General features: G+C 71.0%; 23 protein-coding genes and 1 pseudogene. 17 read left to right on the forward strand and 7 right to left on the reverse strand.

What is annotated here, in order from left to right; all coding sequences use genetic code 11:
• Positions 1–304 precede the first annotated feature (304 nt).
• On the forward strand, positions 305–703 hold the full coding sequence (locus FB563_RS39655) for an SseB family protein (protein ID WP_055705862.1): 399 nt from the start codon (positions 305–307) through the stop codon (positions 701–703).
• A gap of 146 nt (positions 704–849) precedes the next feature.
• The gene (gene pqqB / locus FB563_RS39660; RefSeq protein ID WP_055705863.1) at positions 850–1,740 is read left to right on the forward strand and encodes a pyrroloquinoline quinone biosynthesis protein PqqB; all 891 of its coding nucleotides are present in this window, start codon (positions 850–852) and stop codon (positions 1,738–1,740) included.
• Between the two features lie 50 nt (positions 1,741–1,790).
• Here the strand turns inward: pqqB and FB563_RS39665 are convergent, their stop codons facing one another.
• The 6 genes from FB563_RS39665 to FB563_RS39690 all read right to left on the reverse strand — a co-directional run bounded on the left by FB563_RS39665 (position 1,791) and on the right by FB563_RS39690 (position 7,039).
• Positions 1,791–2,210 carry a MarR family winged helix-turn-helix transcriptional regulator gene (locus tag FB563_RS39665; protein WP_055705864.1) on the reverse strand — a complete coding sequence of 140 codons (420 nt, stop codon included), beginning with the start codon at positions 2,208–2,210 and terminating at the stop codon, positions 1,791–1,793.
• Positions 2,211–2,295: 85 nt separating this feature from the next.
• Complete coding sequence (locus FB563_RS39670) at positions 2,296–2,646, reverse strand: VOC family protein (protein ID WP_055705865.1); 351 nt, start codon at positions 2,644–2,646, stop codon at positions 2,296–2,298.
• 223 nt (positions 2,647–2,869) lie between these two features.
• Positions 2,870–3,901, reverse strand: a complete 1,032-nt coding sequence (locus tag FB563_RS39675; RefSeq protein ID WP_055705866.1) for a LacI family DNA-binding transcriptional regulator — start codon at positions 3,899–3,901, stop codon at positions 2,870–2,872.
• The gene (locus FB563_RS39680; protein WP_055705867.1) at positions 3,898–4,803 is read right to left on the reverse strand and encodes a carbohydrate ABC transporter permease; all 906 of its coding nucleotides are present in this window, start codon (positions 4,801–4,803) and stop codon (positions 3,898–3,900) included. The genes FB563_RS39675 and FB563_RS39680 overlap by 4 nt, the downstream gene beginning before the upstream one ends.
• Positions 4,800–5,726 (reverse strand): carbohydrate ABC transporter permease, encoded by a 927-nt coding sequence (locus tag FB563_RS39685; protein ID WP_055705868.1) that lies wholly within the window; start codon positions 5,724–5,726, stop codon positions 4,800–4,802. Before FB563_RS39685 ends, FB563_RS39680 begins: the two co-directional genes overlap by 4 nt.
• A complete protein-coding gene (locus FB563_RS39690; RefSeq protein WP_055705869.1) occupies positions 5,723–7,039 on the reverse strand; it encodes an ABC transporter substrate-binding protein in 1,317 nt (438 codons plus the stop codon). Before FB563_RS39690 ends, FB563_RS39685 begins: the two co-directional genes overlap by 4 nt.
• Before the next feature lie 235 nt (positions 7,040–7,274).
• On the opposite strand from FB563_RS39690, the gene FB563_RS39695 reads away from it, so the two are divergent.
• From FB563_RS39695 to FB563_RS45335, 15 genes are all read left to right on the forward strand, one after another.
• The gene (locus FB563_RS39695; RefSeq protein ID WP_055705870.1) at positions 7,275–9,296 is read left to right on the forward strand and encodes a beta-galactosidase; all 2,022 of its coding nucleotides are present in this window, start codon (positions 7,275–7,277) and stop codon (positions 9,294–9,296) included.
• Positions 9,297–9,404: 108 nt separating this feature from the next.
• Positions 9,405–10,967 (forward strand): glycosyl hydrolase 53 family protein, encoded by a 1,563-nt coding sequence (locus FB563_RS39700; RefSeq protein ID WP_055705871.1) that lies wholly within the window; start codon positions 9,405–9,407, stop codon positions 10,965–10,967.
• Between the two features lie 189 nt (positions 10,968–11,156).
• Positions 11,157–11,444, forward strand: coding sequence for a helix-turn-helix domain-containing protein (locus tag FB563_RS39705; protein WP_055705872.1), 288 nt, complete (start codon positions 11,157–11,159; stop codon positions 11,442–11,444).
• 48 nt (positions 11,445–11,492) lie between these two features.
• Positions 11,493–12,449: an SMP-30/gluconolactonase/LRE family protein gene (locus FB563_RS39710; RefSeq protein WP_055705873.1), complete on the forward strand. Its 957-nt coding sequence runs from the start codon at positions 11,493–11,495 to the stop codon at positions 12,447–12,449.
• Positions 12,450–12,516: 67 nt separating this feature from the next.
• Positions 12,517–12,975 (forward strand): fluoride efflux transporter CrcB, encoded by a 459-nt coding sequence (crcB, locus tag FB563_RS39715; protein ID WP_055705874.1) that lies wholly within the window; start codon positions 12,517–12,519, stop codon positions 12,973–12,975.
• Entirely contained in the window at positions 12,972–13,352 is a 381-nt protein-coding gene (locus tag FB563_RS39720) for a DUF190 domain-containing protein (RefSeq protein ID WP_055705875.1), read from the forward strand. The genes crcB (FB563_RS39715) and FB563_RS39720 overlap by 4 nt, the downstream gene beginning before the upstream one ends.
• Positions 13,349–13,723, forward strand: coding sequence for a fluoride efflux transporter CrcB (crcB, locus tag FB563_RS39725; protein ID WP_055705876.1), 375 nt, complete (start codon positions 13,349–13,351; stop codon positions 13,721–13,723). Before FB563_RS39720 ends, crcB (FB563_RS39725) begins: the two co-directional genes overlap by 4 nt.
• A 75-nt stretch (positions 13,724–13,798) precedes the next feature.
• The gene (locus FB563_RS39730) at positions 13,799–14,635 is read left to right on the forward strand and encodes an undecaprenyl-diphosphate phosphatase (RefSeq protein ID WP_055705877.1); all 837 of its coding nucleotides are present in this window, start codon (positions 13,799–13,801) and stop codon (positions 14,633–14,635) included.
• 172 nt (positions 14,636–14,807) lie between these two features.
• Complete coding sequence (locus tag FB563_RS39735) at positions 14,808–15,488, forward strand: FadR/GntR family transcriptional regulator (RefSeq protein WP_055705878.1); 681 nt, start codon at positions 14,808–14,810, stop codon at positions 15,486–15,488.
• The gene (locus FB563_RS39740; protein WP_055705879.1) at positions 15,485–16,924 is read left to right on the forward strand and encodes an amino acid permease; all 1,440 of its coding nucleotides are present in this window, start codon (positions 15,485–15,487) and stop codon (positions 16,922–16,924) included. The genes FB563_RS39735 and FB563_RS39740 overlap by 4 nt, the downstream gene beginning before the upstream one ends.
• A gap of 40 nt (positions 16,925–16,964) precedes the next feature.
• The gene (locus FB563_RS39745; protein WP_055705880.1) at positions 16,965–17,981 is read left to right on the forward strand and encodes an asparaginase; all 1,017 of its coding nucleotides are present in this window, start codon (positions 16,965–16,967) and stop codon (positions 17,979–17,981) included.
• A gap of 63 nt (positions 17,982–18,044) precedes the next feature.
• The gene (gene aspA, locus FB563_RS39750) at positions 18,045–19,457 is read left to right on the forward strand and encodes an aspartate ammonia-lyase (RefSeq protein WP_055705881.1); all 1,413 of its coding nucleotides are present in this window, start codon (positions 18,045–18,047) and stop codon (positions 19,455–19,457) included.
• A gap of 64 nt (positions 19,458–19,521) precedes the next feature.
• A complete protein-coding gene (locus tag FB563_RS39755) occupies positions 19,522–20,460 on the forward strand; it encodes a glutaminase (protein ID WP_055705882.1) in 939 nt (312 codons plus the stop codon).
• Positions 20,461–20,603: 143 nt separating this feature from the next.
• Entirely contained in the window at positions 20,604–22,007 is a 1,404-nt protein-coding gene (gene mptB, locus FB563_RS39760; RefSeq protein WP_055705883.1) for a polyprenol phosphomannose-dependent alpha 1,6 mannosyltransferase MptB, read from the forward strand.
• Positions 22,004–23,395, forward strand: coding sequence for a glycosyltransferase family 87 protein (locus FB563_RS45335; RefSeq protein ID WP_107100600.1), 1,392 nt, complete (start codon positions 22,004–22,006; stop codon positions 23,393–23,395). The genes mptB and FB563_RS45335 overlap by 4 nt, the downstream gene beginning before the upstream one ends.
• 59 nt (positions 23,396–23,454) lie before the next feature.
• Here FB563_RS45335 and FB563_RS39770 read toward each other — a convergent pair.
• A pseudogene (locus FB563_RS39770) lies at positions 23,455–24,288 on the reverse strand (D-alanyl-D-alanine carboxypeptidase family protein); the annotation flags it as partial.
• Between the last annotated feature and the right edge of the window lie 25 nt (positions 24,289–24,313).

A 24,313-nucleotide genomic window follows, 5' to 3' on the forward strand; every position in this document is an offset into this window, starting at 1 on the left:
ACGGGTCCGCTCGGGCACCGGGTCGCGGAGGGAGGCGGTGAAGCCGCCCCTCTTGGGCTCGCGGAACCATGGCTGCATCGGCATACGGCCGAGCCAGGGCCTGTCCGCGCGGTCCCGCGTGGGGACGACCACTTTCACCGGCCGGCTTCCTCGATCCCAGGCCACCACCGCTCCCGGGCACCATCGGATCTCCCGCCGATCCGCACGCATGCCCCACGACCCACCGGGTACGCGAGGCGGAGCACGCCCGGGTGCGGTTCCGCCCCGGGTGGCCCGTACGACCGTCGCTACCTGGGGACCTGCCATGGAGACACCCGCACACAACGACCTGCCGACGCCGGCCCAGCAGGCGCTGGACACGCTGGCCGTGAACGCCGAGGACGAGGCCGCGCTGGACGTCCTCGCCCACAGTGACGTGCTCGTCCCCGTGCCGGACGACGCGGTCGACGGAGAGGGCGCCGACGCCACGACCGTGGCCCTGCCCGTTCTGGAACAGCCCGGAGGGGGCCCGGTCGTGCCCGTCTTCACCACGGAGGGCGAGATGGCCGGGCTCCTGCCCTTCGTCTCCCGGTACCGTCTCATCCCCCTCGGCGCCCTGGCCTCCCAGTGGCCCGACGAGGACCTCTCCCTGGCCATAGACGGCAACTCCACGCACGCCCTGACGCTCACGTCCCAGGGGGTACGCACGCTGCTGGCCCGCTGACACACAACCGCCCCCGCCCCCGTGGACAACCGCGCATCGGCCGAAGGACGGCCGGAACTGACCCCTGCCAAGGGGTGGTCACACGTCGCCGGAAGGGGAAGATCCCCGGCGACGGACAGACCACGGCGCGCGAAGGAGTGGGGGTCGTGAGGGTCGTCCTGCTGGGCACCGCCGCCGGTGGCGGCTTCCCGCAGTGGAACTGCGCCTGCTCACTGTGTACGGCGGCGAGGGACGGCAAGCTGCCCTCCCGCACCCAGGAGTGCGCCGCCGTCACGGGCAACGGCCGCGACTGGTGGCTGCTGAACGCCTCGCCCGATCTGCGTATCCAGCTCACCGCCACACCGGCGCTGTGGCCCGGCCCCGGCCCCCGGGACACCCCGCTCCGCGGCGTCCTGCTCACCGACGCCGAGGCCGACCACGTCACCGGCATGGCCGAGCTGCGCGGGGCGGCGCGGCTGAAGGTCTACGCCGCCCCGCCGGTCCACGCCGTGCTGGCACCCGCCCGGGCCGCCCTGGACCGATACGCTCCCTGGGAGTGGGCGGACAGCCTGGCCGACGGCGGGTTCGTGCTGGCCGGCGGGCTGGTGGTCACGGCCCATCCGCTGGGCGCGAAGATCCCGAAGTACGTGCCGGTGCAGGCGCCGGAGCCGTCCGCCCCGTGGGTGACGGCGTACCGGGTCGAGGACCTGGCCAGCGGGGGAGTGCTGGTCTACGCGCCCTGTGTGGGCACCTGGAGTCCGGACCTGGACGAGCTGTGCGCCGAGGCCGACTGCGTGCTGCTGGACGGCACCTTCTACGCGGCCGACGAGATGGGCATGACGGTACGGACCCCGGCCCGCCAGGCCGCCATGGGCCATCTGCCGGTCAGCGGCCCGGACGGCACCCTCGCCGCCCTGGCCCGGCATCCCGGCGCACGCCGGATCTACACCCACCTCAACAACACGAACCCGCTGCTCGACCCCGCCTCCCCGGCCCGCGCCCGCATTGCCGAGGAGGGCGTGGAGATCCTGCCCGACGGGGCGGAGCTGGTGCTGTAGACGGCCGAGCCGGCGCTCCACCGGTCCTGCGGGGAATGTGACGACAGGCCCTACTGGTCCTGCCGGCTGCCCTGGCGCTCCAGACCGGTCAGCATGCGCTCCAGCACGGCGCGCTGGAGCGGCAGCACCTCGGCGTGCAGGGCGCGGCCCTTCGGGGTGAGCGCCACCCACACCCCGCGGCGATCCTCCGCGCAGACCGAGCGCTCCACCAGCCCGTCCTTCTCCAGCCGGCCGATCAGCCGGGACAGCGCGCTCTGGGTGAGATGAACCCGCCCGACCAGGTTCTGCACCCGGCACTGGTCGCCCTGCGCGGGCGACTCGGTCGCCAGGATGTCCAGCACCTCGAAGTCGCTGGCGCCCAGCCCGTGCGGATGCAGGGACCGGTCGATCTCGCACATGGTGCGGGCGTGCACGGCGAGGATGTCCCGCCACCGCTCCTCGAGCCGGGCGTCGGCCGTCTTGACTGCCATACCCGCACCGTAGCACCGATCCGGCCAATCGTTGAGTGTGCAACTAGTGCGGGTACATGCGGCGGGGCGAGCCGAGGGGCGGTGCTCAGGCGACCGGGTCCTGGAGGAGGCCGATCGGGTTGCCGTCGGGGTCCTTGACCGAGGCGATCAGCCTGCCGTTGCCGACGTCCCGCACGTCCTGGACGACCTCGGCGCCCGCCGCCAGCAGGGCCGCGAGGCGCTCCCGGAGATCGGTGACGTGCCAGAACGGCACCGGCCCGGTCAGTCCCTGGGCATGCCCGTTCGGGTCGAGGCCGACGTCCTGTCCCTCGGCCTTGAAACCGACGTAGTAGGGCTCGTCCGCGTACGGCTCGACACCCAGGAGGGCGGTGAACAGGGCCTTGGCGCGGTCCTTGTCCTTCACGGGGTAGATGATCGTCTGCACGCCGGCGGTCATGGGACTCTCCTTTTTCTGAGGCGCGTGGCCCGACGGGTTTTCCGTCGGTGCCCTCACGCTAGGACCGGGGAGCCCGCTCCGGCTTCTCCGATCCTGACCGGTTGCGGGAGCTTCCGAGACGGGCGCGGTCGCGCCCGTAGGGGCGCGGGGAACGGCGCGGCCGGCCACGACTGAGCCGCAGACGCCCGACGACGTTTCCCGGCACCCCAGTGGCCGCCCCGGCTCACGCGGAAGCGCGCCGCACCAACTCCGTAGGAAGGATCACCGCCGCCGGATCCTCCCCGCCGATCTGCGCGAGCAGCACCCGCACCATCTCGTTGCTGATCCGGTCCCACGGCTGCCGGATCGTGGTGAGCTGGGGCGTCGCGGCCGTAGCCGCCGGGGAGTCGTCGAAGCCGCCGACAGCGATGTCATCCGGCACCTTTTTGCCCGCGCGGTGCAGCGCGGCCAGCACGCCCTGCGCCATCAGGTCGGAGGCGACGAACACGGCGTCCATGTCCGGTGCCTGCGCCAGCAGCCGCTCCGCGCCCGCCTCACCGCTCGCCCGGCTGTAGTCCCCGGAGACGATCAGGCTCTCGTCGACCCCGAGGCCCGCCTCGGCCAGCACCTCCTTGTACCCGGCGAGCCGCTCCACACCACCGGGGGTGTCCAGCGGACCGGTGACCACACCGATCCGCCGACGCCCCAGTGACAGCAGATGCCGGACCATGTCCCGGGCCCCGTCCCGGTCGTCGGCGGCCACGTAACTCACCTTCGAGCCAAGGCCGATCGGCTTGCCGCAGGCGACGAGCGGCACGCCCGCCTCCCGCAGTTCCTCCGCGACCGGATCGCCCGAGTGGCTGGAGACCAGCAGCACCCCGTCGACATGCCCGGCGGTGATGTACCGCGTGATGCGCCGCCGTTCGTCCTCGGTGCCCGCGATCATCAGCAGCAGCGGGACGTCGTGCGCGGCCAGCGCCTGGGTGCAACCGCGCAGCAGCACATTGAAGTTGGGGTCCTCGAAGAACCGCTCCTGCGGCTCGGTCAGCAGGAAGCCGACCGAGTCGGAGCGGCCGGTGATCAGCGAGCGGGCGTGCCGGTTCACCACGTACCCGGTCCTGCGGATGGCGGCGTTGACCGCCTCGGCCGCGGCGGGGCTGACGTAGTGCCCGCCGTTGAGCACACGCGAGACGGTGCCGCGCGAGACGCCTGCCTCCCGCGCCACGTCGTGGATCGTCGGCGGTTTGCGCCGGCCCCCCGAATTGCTCATGGTCATGACTTTACGGCCCCGGAGAGCAGGTCGAGGCTCCAGAACCGCTGAATCACCAGGAACAGCGCGATCAGCGGCAGGACCGCGAGGAACGCGCCCGTGATCACCAGCGTGTACAGCGCGGGGGTGTTGGAGCCCTGCTCCAGCAGCGTGTACAGACCCAGCGTGAGCGGGAACTTCTCGTCGTCGCTGAGCATGATGTACGGCAGCAGGAAGTTGTTCCAGATCGCGACGAACTGGAACAGGAACACCGTGACCATGCCCGGGATCATCATGGGCAGCGCGATCCGGGTGAAGATCCGCCACTCGCTCGCCCCGTCCATCCGCCCGGCCTCCACCACGTCGGCGGGGACGGCGGCTGACGCGTAGATCCGGGCGAGGTAGACGCCGTAGGGGGAGAGGATCTGTGGCAGCAGCACGGACAGGTAGGAGTCCGTGAGATTCGCCTTCGCCAGCAGCAGGTACTGCGGGATGGCGAGGATCACCGGCGGCATCAGTACGCCCGCGAGCAGGACGTTGAAGATCGTCTCGCGGGCCTTGAAGCGGTAGGTCGCGAGGGCGTAGCCGCTGAACGCCGAGACGGCGGTCGACAGCAGGGCGCCGAGACCGGCGTACAGCGCGGAGTTGCCCATCCACGTCCAGTAGATGCCGCCTCGGTAGGCGTTGAGGTCCTTGATGTTGCCGGTGAAGCCGGAGCCGGGCAGGAAGGTGAAGGTGGAGAACAGCTCGTGGCCGGACTTGGTGGACGCGATCACCACCCAGGCGACCGGCAGCAGCATGTAGATCGCGCCGATCAGCAGGGTGATCGTCGGGACCAGGGCGATCCGGTGGCGCAACGGCGGGGCCTGCGCGGTTCCGGGCGAGGTGCCCGCGGCCGGGGCGGCCTTGCGGACGGCAAGAGAACTCACCGCGCCTCCTCCTGCTTGTCACGGCGGTTCGCAGCCCGCAGGAACCCGAAGGACAGCACCAGGGTGGCCAGGGCGATCAGCGTCGCCTCGGCCGCCGCCGAGTAGATGTCGTTCCGGTGGAAGGCGTCCTGGTACACCTTCATCAGCGGACTCCAGCTCAGGTTCACGGAATTGGTCAGCGGGTGGAGGGTGGTCGGCTCGTTGAACACCTGGAGCGTCGCGATGATCGAGAAGAAGAACGTCAGCACCAGCGAGGGTGCCACCAGCGGGACCTTGATCTTCAGCGCGATCTGCAGCGGGGTGGCGCCGTCGAGCCTCGCCGCCTCGTACACCTCGGCCGGGATCGACCGGAGCGAGGTGTAGATGACGATCATGTTGAAGCCGGTGCCGCCCCAGACCGCGATGTTCGACAGGGCGACGTAGAGCGGGCCGCCGTCCAGCAGGTTCGGCTGCGGCAGGTGCAGCTTCTGCAGGACGTAGTAGAAGGGGCTGACGGACGGCAGGTACAGGAAGCCCCACATCAGCGCGGCCACCACACCGGGGATGGCGTACGGCAGGAAGATCGCGAGCCGGGTGAACGGGGCGAGCCGCACCTTCTCCGAGTCCAGCATCAGCGCGAACAGCAGCGCGAGACCGAGCATCACCGGTACGACGATGCAGCCGTACCCGAGCACGCGCAGCGCGCCGTGCAGCAGCTCGCTGTCCTGGAAGGCCTCGGTGTAGTTCTCGAAGCCGGCCCAGACCTCGTGCCGCGCCCCGGACCCGAGGCCCAGGCCGGAGACGTGGATCTTGCGGAAGCTGAGCCAGAGGGCGTACCCGATGGGCAGCGCGAAGAAGAGGGCGAAGAGGATCGTTGCCGGAACGAGGAAGGCGTACGGGGCCCCCTTGACCCCGTACGACCTCCGGCCTGCCGTGCTGCTCACCGAGAGACCCCGAAGCCCTGCTTCTTCATGTCGGCGACCGTGGCGTCCTGCATCCTGTTCAGGGCGGTGACGAAGTCCGACTTGTTCTTGGCGGCGGCGCCGAACGCGTCGTTGAAGGTCGCGTAGGCGACGTTCACGTTCGGGCCCCAGGCGGAAGGCGCCGTGGTCTTCGCGATGTCGGCGGCCTTGGTGTAGAAGTCGGGCTGGTTGGAGAAGAACGCCGGCGGGGTGGTGAACGCGCCGCTGAGCTGGGCGGAGGTGGAGGCGGGGTAGATACCGCCGTCCTTCGCCAGCGCGTTGAGGGCGTCGTGGTCGGTGTTCAGCCAGGCGGCGAACTCGGCGGCGGCGTCCTTGTGCGCGGAGTCGGTGGTGACGGCCGTGGAGGAGCCGCCCCAGCTGCCGGTCACGTCCTGGCCCTGCGACCACTGGGGGAGCGGGGCCATGGCCCACTTGCCCTTGGTGTCCGGGGCTGCCGTGGTCAGCGTGCCCGGCGCCCACACGGCGCTGACCCAGGCGATCTCCTCGCCCGTGTCGAGCGCCTTGTTCCAGGCCGGCTGGTACATCGGCTGGTTGTCGATGACGCCTTCCCTGACCAGCCCGCCCCAGAACCTGGCGACCTTCTGGGTGGCGGCGTCGTTGATGGCGACCTTCCACTTGTCGCCGGATGTGGTCCACCACTTGGCGCCGGCCTGCTGGGCGAGACCGGCGAAGAGACCGGAGTCATTGGCGGAGAAGGTGGTCAGGTACTTGTCCGGCGCCTTCTTCCTCAGCTGCCGGGCGACCTGCGCGAACTCGTCCCAGGTGGTCGGCACCGTCAGGCCGTACTTCTTGAACAGGTCCGCGCGGTAGTAGAACATCATCGGGCCGATGTCCTGCGGGACCGCGTAGACCGCGTCCGTGCCGAGCGTGGTCTGCTGCCAGACGCCGTCGGCGAACTTGCTCTTCACGTCGCCGACTTCCTTGGATATGTCGGCCAGCGCGTCATTGCTGACCAGTGTCGGCAGCGCCTGGTACTCGGCCTGCACCAGGTCCGGGGCCTTCTTCGCCTTGTGCGCGGTGAGGATCTTGGTGACGAGCGTGTCGCCGGACGCCTGCTTCTTCACCGTGACGGTGATCCGGTCCTTCTTCCCGGGCCCCTTGTTCCACAGGTCGACGACCTTGTCCATGCCGGGCGTCCAGGTCCAGTACGTCAGCGAGACCGGACCGGACTCGGACCTGCTGTCGTCCCCGGAGCCGCAGGCGGCGAGGGTGGTCGCGCCGAGCGCGACGGCGAGGGCGGTTGTCACGAGGCGACGACGCTTCGTGTGCGGCATGGTTTCTCCCCTGACCTGGGTCCCCGCCCGCTGCGGGGACCTGCCGTGCAGATGTGCACGTTCACATGACCCGGGCGCTCACCTGCCGCGAGTCCCTGCCATGCTTCTGTGAGCGTTCACAGTAGAGAAACATCCTGGACACTTGTCAATGGTTGTTGCTGTGCGGTTATGTTGGGATCGCAGCGCCGCCGCTGTGTGTGCACGTTCCCAAATGATCGACCCACGGGAGACACCCATGCCGGACACCAGCCCCAGGGGCCTCACCAGGCTCGCCTTCGGTGGGGACTACAACCCCGAGCAGTGGCCGGAAGGCGTCTGGCAGGAGGACGTCCGGCTGATGCGCGAGGCCGGCGTCACGATGGTGAGCGTCGGGATCTTCTCCTGGGCCCTGCTGGAACCGGCTCCGGGGGAGTACGACTTCGGCTGGCTGGACCGGGTCCTCGGCCTGCTGCACGAGAACGGCATCCGCGTCGACCTGGGCACGCCCACCGTCGCGCCGCCCGCCTGGTTCTACCGCGCGCACCCGGAGGCGCTGCCGGTCACCGCCGAGGGCCTGCGCTACGAGTTCGGCTCGCGCGGTGCGATCTGCCACAGCAACGCCGACTACCGCGCCGCCGCCAAGGCCATCACCACCAAGCTCGCCGAGCGCTACGGCGACCACCCCGCGCTCGCGCTCTGGCACGTGCACAACGAGTACGGCGTCCCCGTCTCGGCCTGCTACTGCGACTCCTGCGCCGACCGCTTCCGTCGCTGGCTCGCCCAGACGTATGGCACCGTGGACGCCGTCAACGAGGCCTGGGGGACTGCCTTCTGGGGCCAGCGCTACACCGCCTTCGAGCAGATCAACCCGCCCCGGGCCACCCCGACCGTCGGCAACCCGGGCCAGGCCCTCGACTACAAGCGGTTCGCCGACGCCACCATCCGCGAGAACTTCCGCGCCGAGCGCGACATCCTGCACCGCCTCTCGCCCGGCGTCCCGGTGACCACCAACTTCATGACCGCCCTCAGCCAGTGCGACTCCATGGACTACTGGGCCTGGGGCCGCGAGGTCGACCTCGTGACCAACGACCACTACCTGATCACCGACGGCCGCCGCACCCACGTCAACCTGGCGATGGCCGCCGACCTCACCCGCTCGGTCGCCGGCGGCGCCCCCTGGCTGCTCCTGGAGCACTCCACCTCGGGCGTCAACTGGCAGCCCCGCAACCCCGCCAAGGCGCCCGCCCAGATGGCCCGCAACTCCCTGGCCCATGTGGCCCGCGGCTCCGAGGGCGCGATGTTCTTCCAGTGGCGCCAGTCCCGGCGCGGCGCCGAGAAGTTCCACTCGGCGATGCTCCCGCACGGCGGCACCGAGACCCGGGTGTGGCGCGAGGTCGTCGAACTCGGCGCGGCCGTCGACTCGTTGAGCGCCATCCGGGGCACCCGCACCGAGGCCGACGTGGCCATGCTGTGGGACTGGCAGTCCTGGTGGGCGCAGAACCTCGCCTGGCGCCCCAGCGAGGACCACGACCCGCGCGAACGCGCCGACGCCTTCTACGAGGCCCTCTACGACCGCCACCTCACGGTCGACTTCGCCCACCCGGAAGCCGACTTGTCGGCCTATCCCCTTGTCGTCGTACCGGCGCTGTACCTGATGACAGAGGCGGCCGGGAACAACCTCACCGAGTACGTCGAGAACGGCGGCACCCTCCTGGTGTCGTACTTCTCCGGCATCGTCGACGAGCACGACGCCGTGCACGAGGGCGCCTACCCGGGCGCGCTGCGCGACGTCCTCGGCCTGACCGTCGAAGAGTTCTCGCCCCTGCTGAAGGACGAGCGGGTGCGCCTCACCGGCCCCGACGGCTCCGAGCTGAGCGGGGACGTGTGGACCGAGTTCGTCGTGCCGCGCGGCGCCGAGACCGTGTGGGCGTACGCCGACGGCCTCACCGCGGGCCGTCCGGCCGTCACCCGGCACCGGCACGGCCGGGGCACCGCGTGGTACGTCTCCACCCGCCTGGACGCGGCGGGTCTGGACGCACTCGTCGGCCGGGCGGCCGACGACGCCCGGATCGCCCCCCGCGCCGACCTGCCCCGGGACGTCGAAGTCGTCCGCCGCAGCGGCGAGTCCGGGACCTACCTCTTCGCGATCAACCACACCGCCGGCGACACCAAGGTGCCGCTGGACGCGCCCGGCACCGAGCTGCTGACGGGCGAGCGCGCCGCGGGCCGCCTCGCGGTCCCGGCGGGGGCCGTCCGGGTAGTACGACTCGACGGCTGAGCCGGCTCCCCTCCGCCCGCGTGTGCCACGAGAGCCGTGGGCGGCAGGGTTCTCCTCCGGCCCCACCGGAGGACCCCCTCCCCGTTCACGTCGAAGGGACGACGGACGATGAAGTTCCATCCCAGACGCACCACCAGAGCCCTGCTGCTGCCGCTCACGGCCGGGCTCGCCCTCACCTTCCTGCCCGCGCAGACCGCGCAGGCCGCGAGCACCCTCACCAACGGCGGCTTCGAGGCCGACGGCACCGGCGTGGCCACCCCCACCGGCTGGTCCGAGTACGGCGACACCGGCGCCTCGTACACCGAGGCCGGCGGCCACAGCGGCGGTTACCGCCTCACCCAGTACGCGTCCTCGGCCTACAAGGTCGAGACGTACCAGTACCTGCCGGGGCTGGCCAACGGCAACTACACCTTGACCGCATGGGTCCGCTCAAGTGGTGGGCAGAACGCCGCGTACATAGCGCTCAAGAATTGCGGGAGTGCGGAGCAGCGCACCGATCTGCCCATCTCGTCCAGTGGGTGGATCAGGATCGTCACGCCGATCAAGGTGACCAACAACCAGTGCACCATCAGCGTCAACAGTGACGCGAACGCCGGCAACTGGATCAACGTTGACGATCTGACCTTTGCTTCCGGCACCACTGGTACATCCATCCATGGTGCCGACATCTCCTCCCTCGCCAAGAGCGAGGCCAAGGGCGGTGTCTACAAGACCGCCTCCGGCACCACCGGTGACGCCCTCGCCATCCTGAAGTCGTACGGCATGAACTACGCCCGGCTGAAGGTCTGGGTGGACCCGGCCGACGGCTTCAACGACAAGACGCACGTCCTGGCGATGGCCAAGCGGATCAAGGCACAGGGCATGAAGCTGCTGGTCGACTTCCACTACTCGGACAGCTGGGCCGATCCGGGCCGGCAGAACAAGCCGGCCGCCTGGGTGGGCCATACATACAGTCAACTCAAGACGGACGTGTACAACCACACCTACGACGTGTTGAACGCCTTGAAGGCGCAAGGCACCACCGCCGACATGGTCCAGATCGGCAATGAGATCAATGCCGGCATCCTGTGGTCCGAGGGCTCGACGGACAACTGGAGCCAGCTCGCCGGCCTGCTCAACTCCGGTTACAACGCGGCCAAGGCGGTCAGCTCCTCCACGGTCGTCGCGCTGCACCTGGCCAAGGGCGGGGACAAGTCCGGCACGGAGTGGTGGTTCGACAACGCGGTGGCGGCCGGCGTGAAGTTCGATGCGATCGGCCTGTCGTACTACGGCTACTGGCACGGCCCGCTCTCCGACTTCCAGACCACCCTGGACGACGCGGCCTCCCGCTACGGCAAGCCGGTGTTCGTCGCGGAGACGGCCTACCCGTTCACCCTGGCCCAGGACGACTCCCTGGAGAACCAGATCGACACCAGCGGCGAGCTGGTGAACGGCTACCCGGCGACCGTGGCCGGGCAGACCAAGTGGATGAACGACGTGGCGAGCATCGTGGAGGCCGTCCCGAACGGCCGCGGTCTCGGCGTCTTCTACTGGGAGGCCACCTGGACCGCCGTCACCGGCAACGGCTGGGACCCCACCGACGCCACCTCCGGCAACGGCTGGGAGAACCAGGCCCTGTTCGGCTACGACGACAAGGCGCTCTCCTCCATGACGTGGTTCAGCCACCGCTGAACCACCGGTGACGGGCCCGGCCGTAAGGGGCGGCCGGGCCTTCGCCCATTTTCCGGGGTCATATGCACCCACCCCGGTCGTACGGCCGTTCGGTACCGGACAACGAGCACCGATTCCCGGACGCTGCGGCGTCGTCCGCGCGACAGTGGGAACACTGCGTACGAGGAGGCCGGGGACGGAGGCGGACGGATGATGGGAACCCCGTCGGGCCGCATGCGGCAGACGATTCTGTTATGGCTCAAGGACCCCGCGGCCCATTTCCCGGCGCCCCGCCGCCGCGATCTCGCCGAGACGGGAGTCACCGCGCGTGCCGTGGCGGCCAAGCTGGGCGTGCCCCGCCGGACCGCCGAAGCCCACCTGGACTTTCTCACCCGGCTCGGCCTGCTGCGCGCCCGCCGCAGCTGCTGGGGCACCTGCTACCGGCGCGACGAGATCCGCATCGCGGAGGTGGCCCGGGTTTTCGAGAAGGGCTGGTGAGGGGACGACACAGGGGACACCGGCCGGCCGACTGCGAAGGGCACGCGCATGGACCGACCCACGGCACTCGTCCCGCAGCACTACCTCTCCCTGGGCGCCCACGGTCCCGAGGACGTGGTGGCCGACGCGGACGGGCGCGTGCTGACCGGAGTGGCGGACGGCCGGATCCTGCGCGTCCACGGCCTCGGCGACCCGCGCACGGCCCGGGTGGAGGTGGTGGCCGAGACGGGCGGCCGTCCGCTGGGACTCGAACCGCTCCCGGACGGCGGTCTGCTGGCCTGCGACGCGGAACGCGGCCTGCTGCGCGTCGACCCCGGCGGTGCCGTACGCGTGCTCGCGGACTCGGTGGCGGGGGAGCGGCTCCGCTTCTGCAGCAACGTCGTCGCCCTGCCGGACGGCACGGTGTACTTCACCGTCTCCAGCCGCCGCTACCCACTGGAGCAGTGGATCGGCGACATCGTCGAGCACACCGGCAGCGGACGCCTGCTCCGCCTCACCCCCGAGGGCGGTGAGCCGGAAGTCCTGCTGGAGGGGCTGCAGTTCGCCAACGGCCTGGCCCTGAGCGGCGACGGTTCCTTCCTGGTCATCGCCGAGACGGGCGCCTGCCGCCTCACCCGGTACCACCTCACCGGCCCGCGCGCCGGCCACGCCGGCCTCTTCGCCGCGCTGCCCGGCATGCCGGACAACCTCTGGCGCGAAGGCCCCGACGGCCCGCTCTGGGTCGCGCTCGCCAGCCCCCGGGTCCCGCCGCTGGACCTCCTGCACCGCACCCCGCCCACCGTGCGCGCCGCCGCCGCCCGGGCCGCCGTACACGCGCCGTACCGCCCGAGCGGGACGACCGCGGTGATGGCCCTCGACGACACCGGAGGGACCGTCCGGCACCTCACCCGCCGCCGCTCGGGCTTCCGCATGGTCACCAGCGTCTGCGCGACCGGGGACCACCTCGTCCTGGGCAGCCTGTGGGAGCCCGGCATCGCGGTCTGCGCACGGCCCGGCGCCGCCTGACCCGGCGGTACCCTGGTGCCCGGCCGTGATCACCCGTCGGGGCAGGCCGAACAGGAGACGCAACCGCATGACAGCCCCGGAAGCCGAGAGCCTCCGTGTCCGCCCCGCCCCACGGCGGTCTGAATGGCGTGCCCAGATACCCGTCGTCGCCGTGGTCGCCCTCGGCGGCGCCCTCGGCGCGTGCGCCCGCTACGGCCTCGCCCTGGCCTGGCCCACGCCGCCCGGCGGATTCCCCTGGGCGACCTTCTGCACCAACGTGATCGGCTGCGCGGTGATCGGGGTCTTCATGGTGCTCATCACCGACGTGTGGGCCGCGCACCGCCTCGTACGCCCCTTCTTCGGCACCGGCGTGCTCGGCGGCTTCACCACCTTCTCCACCTACGCCGTCGACATCCGCAGGCTGGTCGACGCGGGCCGCCCGGGCCTCGGGCTCGGCTATCTCGCCGCGACGCCGTGCGCGGCGCTCGCCGCGGTGTGGCTGGCCTCGGTCGCCGCCCGCCGGGTGCTGATCGGGAGGAAGCGATGACCTCACTCACCGGCCGGGCCCTCAGGCTGACCGTCTACATCGGCGAGGACGACACCTGGCACCACAAGCCCCTCTACTCCGAGATCGTGCACCGCGCGCACGCGGCCGGCCTCGCCGGGGCGAGCGTCTTCCGGGGCATCGAGGGCTTCGGCGCCTCCTCCCGCATCCACACCTCCCGCCTGCTCTCCCTGAGCGAGGACCTGCCCGTGGCGGTCGTCGTCGTGGACACCGAGGAGCGCGTACGGGCCTTCCTGCCGCAGCTCGACGAACTGGTCGACGAAGGTCTCGTGACCCTGGAGGAGTGCGAGGTGGTCCGGTACGTGGGGCGCTCCGGGGAGCCGGGGGACACGGATCCGAAGGGTAAGAAGTCGTTGTGAACTGGCTGCTCGTCATCGCGGGGGCCGTGGTCGGCGCACCGCTGCGCTACCTCACCGACCGTGCCGTGCAGGCCCGCCACGACCCGGTCTTCCCCTGGGGCACCTTCGTGGTGAACGTCACCGGCTGTCTGGCCCTCGGGCTGCTCACCGGCGCCTTCTCCGCCGGAGCGGCCGGGCCCCACCTACAGCTGCTCCTGGGCACCGGATTCTGCGGCGCGCTGACGACGTATTCGACCTTCTCGTACGAGACCCTGCGGCTGGCCGAGGCAGGCTCCGGCCTGTACGCCGCGGCCAACGTCGTGGCGAGCCTGGTGGCCGGGCTCGCCGCCGCCTTCGCGGGTGTCTCGCTCGCCGCCGCCCTGTGGTCCTAGGCGCTTGCCAGAGCGCCGGCCGCAGCAAGTACTGTCTACAGCAATGTCGACCAACTCTCCTCAGAACTGGATCCCATGAGCGCCATCTCCGTCGGTCAGGCCGTCGTCCTCGGAGTAGTCGAGGGGGTGACCGAGTTCCTCCCGGTGTCCTCCACCGGTCACCTGAAGATCGCCGAGGGACTCATGCACATCCCCGTCGACGACAAGTCCGTCGTCGGTTTCTCCGCCGTCATCCAGGTCGGCGCCATCGCCGCCGTGCTCGTGTACTTCTTCAAGGACATCAAGCGGATCGTCTCCGCCTGGTTCCGCGGTCTGACCAACCGCGAGGAGCGCTACCACCACGACTACAAGTTCGCCTGGTGGGTCATCTACGCCACCATCCCGATCGTCCTGGTCGGCCTGGCCGCCAAGCCGCTGATCGACGGTCCGCTGGGGTCCCTCTGGGTCGTCGCCGGCTCCCTGATCCTCGGCTCCGTGGTGATGTGGTGCGCGGACCAGATGGGCCGGCACAAGCGCGGTGAGGACGACACCTCGTTCAAGGACGCGATGTGGGTCGGCTGCTCGCAGATCCTCGCCCTGCTCTTCCCCGGCTTCTCCCGCTCCGGCGCCACCATGTCCACCGCGCTCATCCTGGACCTGGACCGTGTCGCCGCCACCCGTCTGTCGTTCTTCCTCGGCATCCCGGCCCTGACCGGCGCCGGCATCTACGAGCTCAAGGACGCCCTCGGTGCGGGCGTCGGCGCGGCCCCGCTGGCCGTCGGCACGATCGTGTCCTTCGTGGTCGCCTACGCCTCCATCGCCTGGCTGCTGAAGTTCGTCGCCAAGCACTCCTTCAACGCGTTCGTGATCTACCGGATCATCATCGGCGCCGGCCTGCTCGGCCTGCTCGGTGCGGGCGTGCTCAGCGCCTGAGAGAACTCTGCTGATCACCCACGGGGTGCGGATGCCTGCATTCAGGCGCCGCACCCCGTGAATGTTTGTTTACGTCATGCCTTGACAGTCCCGGCGCGCAACCCGCAGGATCGCTTCCGTGAACCTGTCAGACAGCCAGACAGGTGGTCCGGCACCGCGGCGCGTCAGCGCCATGGAAGCGGTGCTCGCCCACCTCCGCGGCGCCATCGAACGCGGCGAGTACGCCATCGGGGACAAGCTCCCCTCCGAGGCCGAGCTGTGCCGCACCCTCGAGGTGTCCCGGCCCGTGCTGCGCGAGGCGCTGCGCGCGCTGCAGACGATGGGCCTCACGGTCTCCAGGACCGGCAAGGGCACCTTCGTCGTCGCGAACGCCGTCGAGGACCCCACGTTCGGCGACTACGCGGCCAGCGACCTCCTGGAGGTCCGCCGGCACATCGAGATCCCCGTCGCCGGATACGCGGCCGCGCGCCGCACCCCGGAGGACCTGGACCACCTGGCCCACCTGCTCGACCGCATGGAGCGGGAGACGGACACCACCGCGTGGGTCGCGATGGACACCCTCTTCCACCTGGCCGTGGCCGAGGCCGCCCAGAACCCGGTCTTCCGCCGGGTCATCGAGGAGATCCGCGACGCACTGGCGCGTCAGTCGGCCTTCCTCAACGAGCTGGGCGGGCGCCGCGAGCAGTCCAACCGCGAGCACCGGGCCATCGTCGAGGCGCTGATCGACGGTTCCGAACACGACGCGGTGCAGGCCATGAGCCACCACCTGGACCGCGTCGAGACGACCCTCACCGACATCGTGCGTCCCCAGCGGACGGACGATCTCCCCACGGAAGGCGGACCCGAGGCGTGAGCGAGCAGCACCTCAAAGACGAGACGCGCCCCTCGTCCGGCCATGTCGACGCCGGAGACGCCGGCTACAGCAAAGGCCTGAAGCACCGGCACGTCAACATGATCGCCATCGGCGGAGCCATCGGCACCGGCCTCTTCCTCGGCGCGGGCGGCAGGCTCGCCGACGCCGGGCCCTCTCTCTTCGTCGCCTACGCCGTGTGCGGCGTCTTCGCCTTCCTGGTCGTACGCGCCCTCGGCGAACTCGTCCTGTACCGCCCGTCCTCCGGTGCCTTCGTGTCCTACGCCCGGGAGTTCCTGGGCGAGAAGGGCGCCTACACGGCGGGCTGGATGTACTTCCTGAACTGGGCGACCACCGGCATCGCCGACATCACGGCGGTGGCCACCTACACGCACTACTGGGGCATGTTCTCCGACATCCCTCAATGGTTTATCGCATTGATCGCCCTCGCGGTCGTCCTGACCGTCAACCTGATCTCCGTCAAGATATTCGGTGAGCTGGAGTTCTGGTTCGCCATCGTCAAGGTCGGCGCGCTCGTCGTCTTCATGGCGATCGGCATCTTCCTGCTGGTCACCCAGCACCCGGTGGCGGGCCACCACCCCGGCCCGTCCCTGATCACCGACAACGGCGGCGTCTTCCCCAACGGCCTGCTGCCCATGTTGCTGATCATCCAGGGCGTCGTCTTCGCCTACGCCTCCGTCGAACTGGTCGGCGTGGCCGCCGGCGAGACCGAGAACCCCGAGAAGATCATGCCGAAGGCGATCAACTCGATCATGTGGCGCGTGGGCCTGTTCTACGTCGGCTCCGTCGTCCTGCTGTCCATGCTGCTGCCCTGGAACCAGTACAGCGCCGGGGAGAGCCCCTTCGTGACGGTCCTGTCGCACATCGGCGTCCCCGCGGCCGGCGACGTGATGAACCTGGTCGTGCTCACCGCCGCCATGTCCTCGCTGAACTCGGGCCTGTACTCCACCGGCCGCATCCTGCGCTCCATGGCCATGAGCGGCTCGGCCCCGAAGTTCACCGCGCGGATGAGCCGCAGCCAGGTCCCGTACGGCGGCATCCTCCTCACCAGCGGTATCTGTGTCCTCGGCGTGGGCCTCAACTACGTCGTCCCCGCCGACGCGTTCGAGATCGTCCTGAACTTCGCGGCGATCGGCATCCTCGCGACCTGGGGCATGATCATGCTCTGTCACCTGCTCTTCTGGCGGAAGACCCAGAGGGGCGAACTGATCCGGCCGTCGTACCGGCTGCCGGGCTCCCCCTGGACCGAAGGCGTGACGCTGGCGTTCCTCGCCGCCGTCCTGGTCCTCATGTACGCCGACGGCGGCGCCGGACGCACCACCGTGCTCTGTCTGCCGCTGATCGTCGCAGCACTGGTCGCGGGCTGGTACGCCATCCGCGGCCGGATATCCCGCACGTCCACCGGCGCAGACGCGTGACCCGCGTACCGGCCGACCCGACTCATCGATGCAGGCAGTGATGTACAGCAGTTCTCCCGCCGACGCACCCCTCGTCCGCGAACCCCTTCACGCCCCGGTCGCCCACCTCATCCGCGGTGGAGTCGTCGAGGGCATCCACTACGGCTCCGTCGTCGTCCTCGACGCCGACGGCACGGTGGAGTTCCAGCTCGGCGACATCGAGGCCGCGTTCTACCCGCGCTCGGCCGTCAAGCCCCTCCAGGCCGTGGCGATGCTGCGGGCCGGGCTGCCGCTCGACGGAGAACTGCTGTCCCTCGCCGCCGCGAGCCACTCCGGCGAGGAGCGTCACCTCGCCGGCACCCGGCGCATCCTCGAACTCGCCGGGCTGACCGAGGGCGACCTGCGCAACGTCCCCGACATGCCGTTCGACCCGGTCGTCCGGGACTCCTGGGTGCGCGAGGGCCGCCTGCCCTCCCGGCTCGCCCAGAACTGCTCCGGCAAGCACGCGGCCATGCTGTGGACCGCCAAGCTCAACGGCTGGTCGCTGCAGGACTACCTCGGCCCCGAGCACCCGCTCCAGCAGGCGATCCAGGAGATCGTCGAGGACCTGACCGGCCAGCGGGTCGCCCGGGTCACCGTCGACGGCTGCGGCGCACCGCTGTTCTCCATCTCCCTGCACGGCCTCGCCCGCGCCCTGTCCCGGATCACCTCCGCGGCCCCGGGCACGCCCGAGGCCAAGGTCGCCGACGCGATGCGCTCGCATGCCGAGATGGCCTCCGGCTCGGGGCGTGATGTCGCCGCGCTGATGCGGGCGGTGCCGGGGCTGCTGGCCAAGGACGGGTTCGAGGGCGTGCAGGTCGCCGCGCTGCCGGATGGCCGTGCCGTCGCCGTGAAGATCGCCGACGGGGCGAATCGGGCGCGGGTTCCGGTGGCGGCGGCGGCGCTCGCTCGCGCGGGCGTGGACCCTGGCCTGCTGACCGAGTTCGCAGGGGAGCCACTGCTCGGTGGTGGCGAGCCGGTGGGCTGCGTTCAGGCCGTACGTGCGCTGGATCCGCTTCCGTTCACCGCTTGCGCGTGACGCTCGGCTCGATCCGCCGTCCTGCAATCACCTTCTGTACCTCAGAAAGAGGACCTTACCCTCATGACCGCCGCCACCACCCGCAGCGAACACGATCTGCTCGGCGACCGTGACATACCCGCCGAGGCGTACTGGGGTGTGCACACCCTGCGCGCCACGGAGAACTTCCCCATCACCGGCACCCCGATCTCCGCCTACCCGCATCTGATCGACGCCCTGGCCGCCGTCAAGGAGGCCGCCGCTCTCGCCAACGAGGAACTCGGCCTGCTGGCACCGGAGAAGGCACGTGCGATCGTCGCCGCCTGCCAGGAGATCCGGGCGGGCAAGCTGCACGACCAGTTCGTCGTCGACGTCATCCAGGGCGGCGCCGGCACGTCCACCAACATGAACGCCAACGAGGTCGTGGCGAACCGCGCGCTGGAACTCCTCGGCCACGCCAAGGGCGAGTACACGTATCTGCACCCCAACGAGGACGTCAACCTCGGTCAGTCGACCAATGACGTCTATCCCACCGCCGTCAAGATCGCGACGGTTTTCGCCGTACGTGGGCTGCTCAAGGCGATGTCGGTCCTGCAGGACGCCTTCGCCCGCAAGGCCGTCGAGTTCCGTGACGTGCTCAAGATGGGCCGTACACAGCTGCAGGACGCCGTGCCGATGACGCTCGGTCAGGAGTTCTCCGCATTCGCCGTCATGATCGAGGAGGACCGCAGCCGTCTTGCCGAGGCCGTCGAGCTGATCCATGAGATCAACCTGGGCGCCACTGCCATCGGCACCGGCCTCAACGCCCCGGCCGGGTACGCCGAGGCCGCCCGCCGGCACCTGTCCGTGATCACCGGGCTGCCACTGGTCACCGCCGCCAACCTGGTCGAGGCCACCCAGGACTGCGGGGCCTTCGTGCAGATGTCCGGTGTCCTGAAGCGGATCGCCGTCAAGCTCTCCAAGAGCTGCAACGACCTGCGGCTGCTGTCCTCCGGTCCGCGTGCGGGCCTCGGCGAGATCAACCTGCCGCCGGTGCAGGCGGGTTCGTCCATCATGCCGGGCAAGGTCAACCCGGTGATCCCCGAGGTGGTCAACCAGGTCGCCTTCGAGGTGATCGGCAACGACGTCGCCATCACCATGGCCGCCGAGGCCGGACAGCTCCAGCTCAACGCCTTCGAGCCGATCATCCTGCACTCGCTGTCGGAGTCCGTCACGCACCTGCAGAGGGCCTGCCTCACCCTGGCCGAGCGCTGCGTGTCCGGCATCACCGCCAACACCGAGCGGCTGCGCGCCACCGTGGAGAACTCCATCGGCCTGGTCACCGCCCTCAACCCGCACATCGGGTACACGGCCGCCACCGAGATCGCCAAGGAGGCGCTCGTCACCGGCCGGGGCGTGGCCGAACTCGTCCTGGAGAAGGGCCTGTTGCCGGCCGAGCGGCTGGCCGACCTGCTGCGCCCCGAGGTCGTCGCCGGCAGCGGGGCACCTGCCGCCTGACCTGCGGTAACGGGCAGATATCAGCCCACGCGCGAGTGGGCTCCAGGGCCGGTACGGAGGCACAATGGTGATCATGACAACGACGTCGTCCCTCACCTTCCTGCCGGTCCTGGAGCGCATCGCCGAGGAGATGGAACGCACGCCCGGCCGCGGCCGGGCCGCCGACTACATCCCGGCCCTCGCCGCCTGCGATCCCCGCCGCTTCGGCATGGCCGTCGCCGAGCTGGACGGCACGGTGTACGGGGTGGGGGAGTGGCGCGAGCCGTTCTCCACGCAGTCCATCACCAAGGTCTTCACCCTGGCCCTGGACCTGGCCCGGGAGGGCGACGAACTCTGGGAGCACGTGGGCCGCGAGCCCTCCGGCAACCCCTTCAACTCCCTGGTCCAGCTGGAGTACGAGAACGGCATCCCGCGGAATCCTTTCATCAACGCGGGCGCCCTCGTCGTCACCGACCGCCTCCAGACCCGCACCGGGGACGCCGCCGGTGAGCTGCTGGCCTTTCTGCGCAGCGAGAGCGGAAACGCCTCCCTGGACTTCGACAAGGAGGTCGCGGCCTCCGAGACCGCCCACGGCGACCGCAACGCCGCCCTCGCCCACTTCATGGCCTCCTACGGCAACATCGACAACGACATCCCGGTCCTGCTCGACCAGTACTTCCGGCAGTGCTCCATCGCCGCTTCCTGCGCCGACCTCGCCCTCGCCACCGGCTTCCTCGCCCGCCATGGCATCCGCGCCGACGGCAGCCGGCTGCTCACCCGCAGCCAGGCCAAGCAGGTCAACGCGGTGATGCTGACCTGCGGGACGTACGACGCGGCCGGGGACTTCGCCTACCGGGTCGGCCTGCCGGGCAAGAGCGGAGTCGGCGGCGGAATCATCGCGGTCGTCCCCGGCCGCTGCACCCTCTGCGTGTGGAGCCCGGGCCTGGACGAACGCGGCAACTCGGTGGCGGGGGTGGCGGCACTGGACCGCTTCACGACACTGACCGGTCTGTCAGTGTTCTGATCGGTTCGGGGTGGTCGGTCCGGGCAGTTGGTGCGGGGGACGGCCGTCGCTGCTCACATGCCGGTCACGTACGGGCCGCCCAGTGGTGGAGGGACCGTCGTCTTCCGGCCACCCGGCGTTGACACGCTGAACCAGTGTTGGCCATGGCTTTCCCCGTCGATCTCCGCCGCTGCCAGGTGCTCGGGCTGGCCGGCACCGCCTTTCTCGCGCTGGGCGGTGAGACGGCCGGTGCCCTGCCCGTGCAGGATCTCCTGGCCCCCGCCTCGGTGCAGGCCGCGCTCGGTCTGGTCGGGGTCTATTTCGGTGTCGTCCTGCTGATAGCGGCCTGGGTGCTCCTCGGCCGCCTGGTGCGCGGCCCTCAGCCGCCCAGCCCGCGTGCCCTGCTGCTGGTGCTCGCCGTGTGGACCGCACCGCTGCTGCTCGCACCGCCGCTGTTCAGCCGGGACGTCTACAGCTATCTCGCGCAGGGCGCCATGGTCGACGCCCACATGGACGTCTACGCCCACGGCCCGGCCGCGCTCGGCGGCCCGCTCGCCGACGAGGTGGCCCCGATGTGGCAGCACACCGGCGCCCCCTACGGCCCCGCCTTCCTGGCCGTGGCCTCCGCGCTGTCCGGACTGACGCACGGGCGGCTGCCCGCCGGACTGCTCGGCATGCGGCTGGTCGCCCTGCTCGGCGTGGCCCTGATGGCGGTGGCGCTGCCCCGCCTCGCCCGGCACAGCGGCGCCGACCCGGCCGCGGCCCTCTGGCTCGGCGCCCTCAACCCGCTCGTCCTGCTGCATCTGGTCGCGGGCGCCCACAACGACGCCCTGATGCTGGGTCTGCTGGGGCTCGGCCTGGTCGCCGCGCGGGGCGACCGGCCGGCCGGCGGTGCCCTCGGAGCGGTCCTCGTGACCCTGGCCGCCCTGGTCAAGGCGCCGGCCGCGCTCGGCCTGCCGGCGGTCGTGGCCCTGCAGGTCCGCTCCGGCCGCCGCCCGCTGCCGGCCGTCCTGACCACGGCGGCCGCCTCCGCCGTGACGACGGTCGCCGCCACGGCCGTCGCAGGCACCGGCTACGGCTGGATCGGCGCCCTGGCCACCCCCGTCTCGCCGCACAACTGGGCCCTGACCAGCCTGCTCGGCCGTGCCACCGGTGCCCTGCTGGAGCACCTCGGCAGCAACCTGGCCCCGCTGGCGGTGCCGGCCTGGCAGCTGCTCGGCCTCGCCACCACCGCCGTCGCGGTGGCCCTGATATGGCTCCGGCTGCGCGTCAGACCGGTGTACGCCCTCGGGCTGAGTCTGCTGACGGTCGCCGTGTTCGGTCCGGCGATCCGCCCCTGGTACGTGCTGTGGGGCCTGTTCCTCATCGCCGCCGCCGCGCCCAGCACCTCGGTACGGCACCGGGTCGCCGCCCTGGCGGGCGTCCTCGCCCTCGCCGTACTGCCGAGCGGCGGGCCTGCCGACCTCGGGCAGCTGGTGCTCGCCGTCTCCGGCGGCGTGCTCGGCGTCGTCGTGCTGTGGCAGGCCCACCAGGCGGCCCAGGCCCCGGCCCCGGGACGCATGGCGTGAGCGGGCCGCGTACGACCCGGGGCCGTCTGCTGCTGGTCCTCGCCCTCGCCGCCGCGGTCACCGTCTTCACCGCCACCGTGCCGCTGCTGCGCGGTTTCTTCGACCTGCGCGTCTACTACGGCACCGTGCACACCTGGATGCACCACGGCGGCCTGATCTACGACTACCGGGTGCCCGGCACCTCGTACGGCTTCACCTATCCGCCGTTCGCGGCGCTCACCATGCTGCCGCTGGCCCTGCTGGACCGGACCTCGGCGATCGCCGCGTCCCTGCTGGTCAATCTGGCCGCGCTGGCGGTGGTCCTGCGGATCCTGGCCGGCCCGGACTGGCGGCGGCACGGCTGGTACCGCTGGTCGCTGTGCCTGTGCCTGCTCGCGCTGTTCGAGCCGCTGCGGGACACCTTCAGTTTCGGCCAGGTCAACCTGGTGCTGCTCGCCCTTGTTCTGGGGGACTGCCTGCTGCTGGCGGCCGGCCGGGAGCGCTGGGCGGGCGCGGGGATCGGTCTCGCCGCAGCCGTGAAGCTCACGCCCGCCCTGTTCATCGGTCTGCTGCTGCTCGCCGGACGGCGCCGGGCGGCCGGCGTCGCGACGGCCGTGGCCGTCGCGGCGACCGCGCTGGCCGCCTGGGCGGACCCGCGCGCGTCCCGTTTCTACTGGACCGAGGCGCTGTGGGACACCGGCCGGGTGGGCCGGCTCGACTATGTGTCGAACCAGTCGCTCCAGGGTGTGCTGGCCCGCCTCGGCGAGCCGGGCCGCCCGCTGTGGGCGACGGCGGTCCTGCTGACCCTGTGCGTCTGGGCATGGCGCACCCGCCGGGCCGTGCGGGCCGGTGACTGGACGGCGGCCTTCGCGCTGACCGGGGCGGCGGCCTGCCTGGTCAGCCCCATCACCTGGGTGCACCACCTGGTGTGGCTGCTGCCGTCGTTCGCGGTGCTGCTGCGTGCCGAGCACCCGCGGGTCGCGGGCGCCCTGTACGCGGTGCTGTGCACGAGCGTGGTCTGGCTGTGGTTCGACGACGCCTCCGGTGTCGGTGGCTTTCTCGGCAGCAACACCTACACCTGGATCACACTGGGCCTCCTGCTCGGCCTGCCGACGGGTCAGCCGCGCGGGGTCCGCCTGCTCCAGGGCCGGAGCACCGCCACCGTCGCGGCCCCGGCGGCGAGACCCGCGAGCCCCGCGGCGGCGGCGCGGGCCGGCCAGCCCCAGTCGCCGTCCCGCGCCCGCGACGTCGCCGCGGCCGCGACCACCGGTGGGGCCGTCGACGCCGGCCGGGACTTGACGCGCAGCCCGTCCAGCGAGCCGACCGGATCCACCCGGCCGGCCGCGGCGAAGCCCCAGTCGAGCAGCTCGCGCGCCTCCTCGTACACCGCCAAGCCGCCGCCGTGCTGAGGGTTCATCACGGTCACCACCAGCGTGCGTGCGCCATGCCGGGCGGCCGCCACCAGGGTGTTGCCCGCGTTGCTGGTGTAGCCGTTCTTGATGCCGATCAGCCCGGGATACTTCACCACGCCGTTCGCACCGGTCAGCAGCCGGTTGGTGTTCCGGATGCCGAACGACGCGCCGTCCCCGGGGAAGTACGCCTCCGCGGTCGAGCAGTAGCGGGCGAAGTCGGGATTGCGCAGGCCCTCCCGGCCGAAGACCGCCAGGTCGTAGGCGGAGGACACCTGGCCGTCGGCGTCGTAGCCGTCGGGGGAGACGACATGGGTGTCCAGGGCGCCGAGTGAGCGCGCCTTGGCCTGCATCGCGGCGGCCGTGGCCGACCACCCGCCGTTCAGCGAGGCGAGCACGTGCACGGCGTCGTTGCCCGAGTTGAGGAAGACACCGCGCCACAGGTCGGCCACCTGGTAGGTGTGTCCCTCCTGGACGCCGACCAGGCTGCTGCCCGGGCCGATGTCCGCCAGTTCCTCGTCGCGCACGGTGTGCCGCATCGTGGCGGGCAGGGACGGCAGCACGGTGAGGGCGAACAGGGTCTTCAGGGTGCTCGCGGGCGGCAGCTTGCGGTGCGCGTCGCCGGCGGCCAGTACCGCCCCGCTGCCGGCGTCGGCCACCACCCAGGACAGCGCCGACACCTCCGGCAGTTCGGGCGCGTCGCGGTGCGGCCGGACCTGGGTGCCGGAGCGGTAGAGCTGGGACGGCTGGGGCATGACCGCCCGGGGCCCGGGCGGGGCGGGTTCCCCGGTACGGGGCCCGGCGGAGGCGGCGGCGGGGGAGAGTGCCAGTACGCCGGCCGCGCACAGGGCACAGGCCGACACGGCCACCCGATGAGAAAGTCCGCTGATCATATGATCAACGTACGAACGTGGGCGT

Origin of the sequence: Streptomyces puniciscabiei (assembly GCF_006715785.1) — a bacterium.
GTDB classification, from domain to species: Bacteria; Actinomycetota; Actinomycetes; order Streptomycetales; family Streptomycetaceae; genus Streptomyces; species Streptomyces puniciscabiei.

What these genes read in the sequence shown, in the direction of transcription:
- FB563_RS39655 (WP_055705862.1), top strand. Translation starts at nt 305, where the DNA reads ATGGAGACACCCGCACACAACGACCTGCCGACGCCGGCCCAGCAGGCG.
- FB563_RS39665 (WP_055705864.1), bottom strand. Translation starts at nt 2,210, where the DNA reads ATGGCAGTCAAGACGGCCGACGCCCGGCTCGAGGAGCGGTGGCGGGAC.
- FB563_RS39670 (WP_055705865.1), bottom strand. Translation starts at nt 2,646, where the DNA reads ATGACCGCCGGCGTGCAGACGATCATCTACCCCGTGAAGGACAAGGAC.
- FB563_RS39675 (WP_055705866.1), bottom strand. Translation starts at nt 3,901, where the DNA reads ATGACCATGAGCAATTCGGGGGGCCGGCGCAAACCGCCGACGATCCAC.
- FB563_RS39690 (WP_055705869.1), bottom strand. Translation starts at nt 7,039, where the DNA reads ATGCCGCACACGAAGCGTCGTCGCCTCGTGACAACCGCCCTCGCCGTC.
- FB563_RS39695 (WP_055705870.1), top strand. Translation starts at nt 7,275, where the DNA reads ATGCCGGACACCAGCCCCAGGGGCCTCACCAGGCTCGCCTTCGGTGGG.
- FB563_RS39700 (WP_055705871.1), top strand. Translation starts at nt 9,405, where the DNA reads ATGAAGTTCCATCCCAGACGCACCACCAGAGCCCTGCTGCTGCCGCTC.
- FB563_RS39705 (WP_055705872.1), top strand. Translation starts at nt 11,157, where the DNA reads ATGATGGGAACCCCGTCGGGCCGCATGCGGCAGACGATTCTGTTATGG.
- FB563_RS39710 (WP_055705873.1), top strand. Translation starts at nt 11,493, where the DNA reads ATGGACCGACCCACGGCACTCGTCCCGCAGCACTACCTCTCCCTGGGC.
- crcB (WP_055705874.1), top strand. Translation starts at nt 12,517, where the DNA reads ATGACAGCCCCGGAAGCCGAGAGCCTCCGTGTCCGCCCCGCCCCACGG.
- FB563_RS39720 (WP_055705875.1), top strand. Translation starts at nt 12,972, where the DNA reads ATGACCTCACTCACCGGCCGGGCCCTCAGGCTGACCGTCTACATCGGC.
- FB563_RS39730 (WP_055705877.1), top strand. Translation starts at nt 13,799, where the DNA reads ATGAGCGCCATCTCCGTCGGTCAGGCCGTCGTCCTCGGAGTAGTCGAG.
- FB563_RS39735 (WP_055705878.1), top strand. Translation starts at nt 14,808, where the DNA reads ATGGAAGCGGTGCTCGCCCACCTCCGCGGCGCCATCGAACGCGGCGAG.
- FB563_RS39745 (WP_055705880.1), top strand. Translation starts at nt 16,965, where the DNA reads ATGTACAGCAGTTCTCCCGCCGACGCACCCCTCGTCCGCGAACCCCTT.
- aspA (WP_055705881.1), top strand. Translation starts at nt 18,045, where the DNA reads ATGACCGCCGCCACCACCCGCAGCGAACACGATCTGCTCGGCGACCGT.
- FB563_RS39755 (WP_055705882.1), top strand. Translation starts at nt 19,522, where the DNA reads ATGGTGATCATGACAACGACGTCGTCCCTCACCTTCCTGCCGGTCCTG.
- mptB (WP_055705883.1), top strand. Translation starts at nt 20,604, where the DNA reads ATGGCTTTCCCCGTCGATCTCCGCCGCTGCCAGGTGCTCGGGCTGGCC.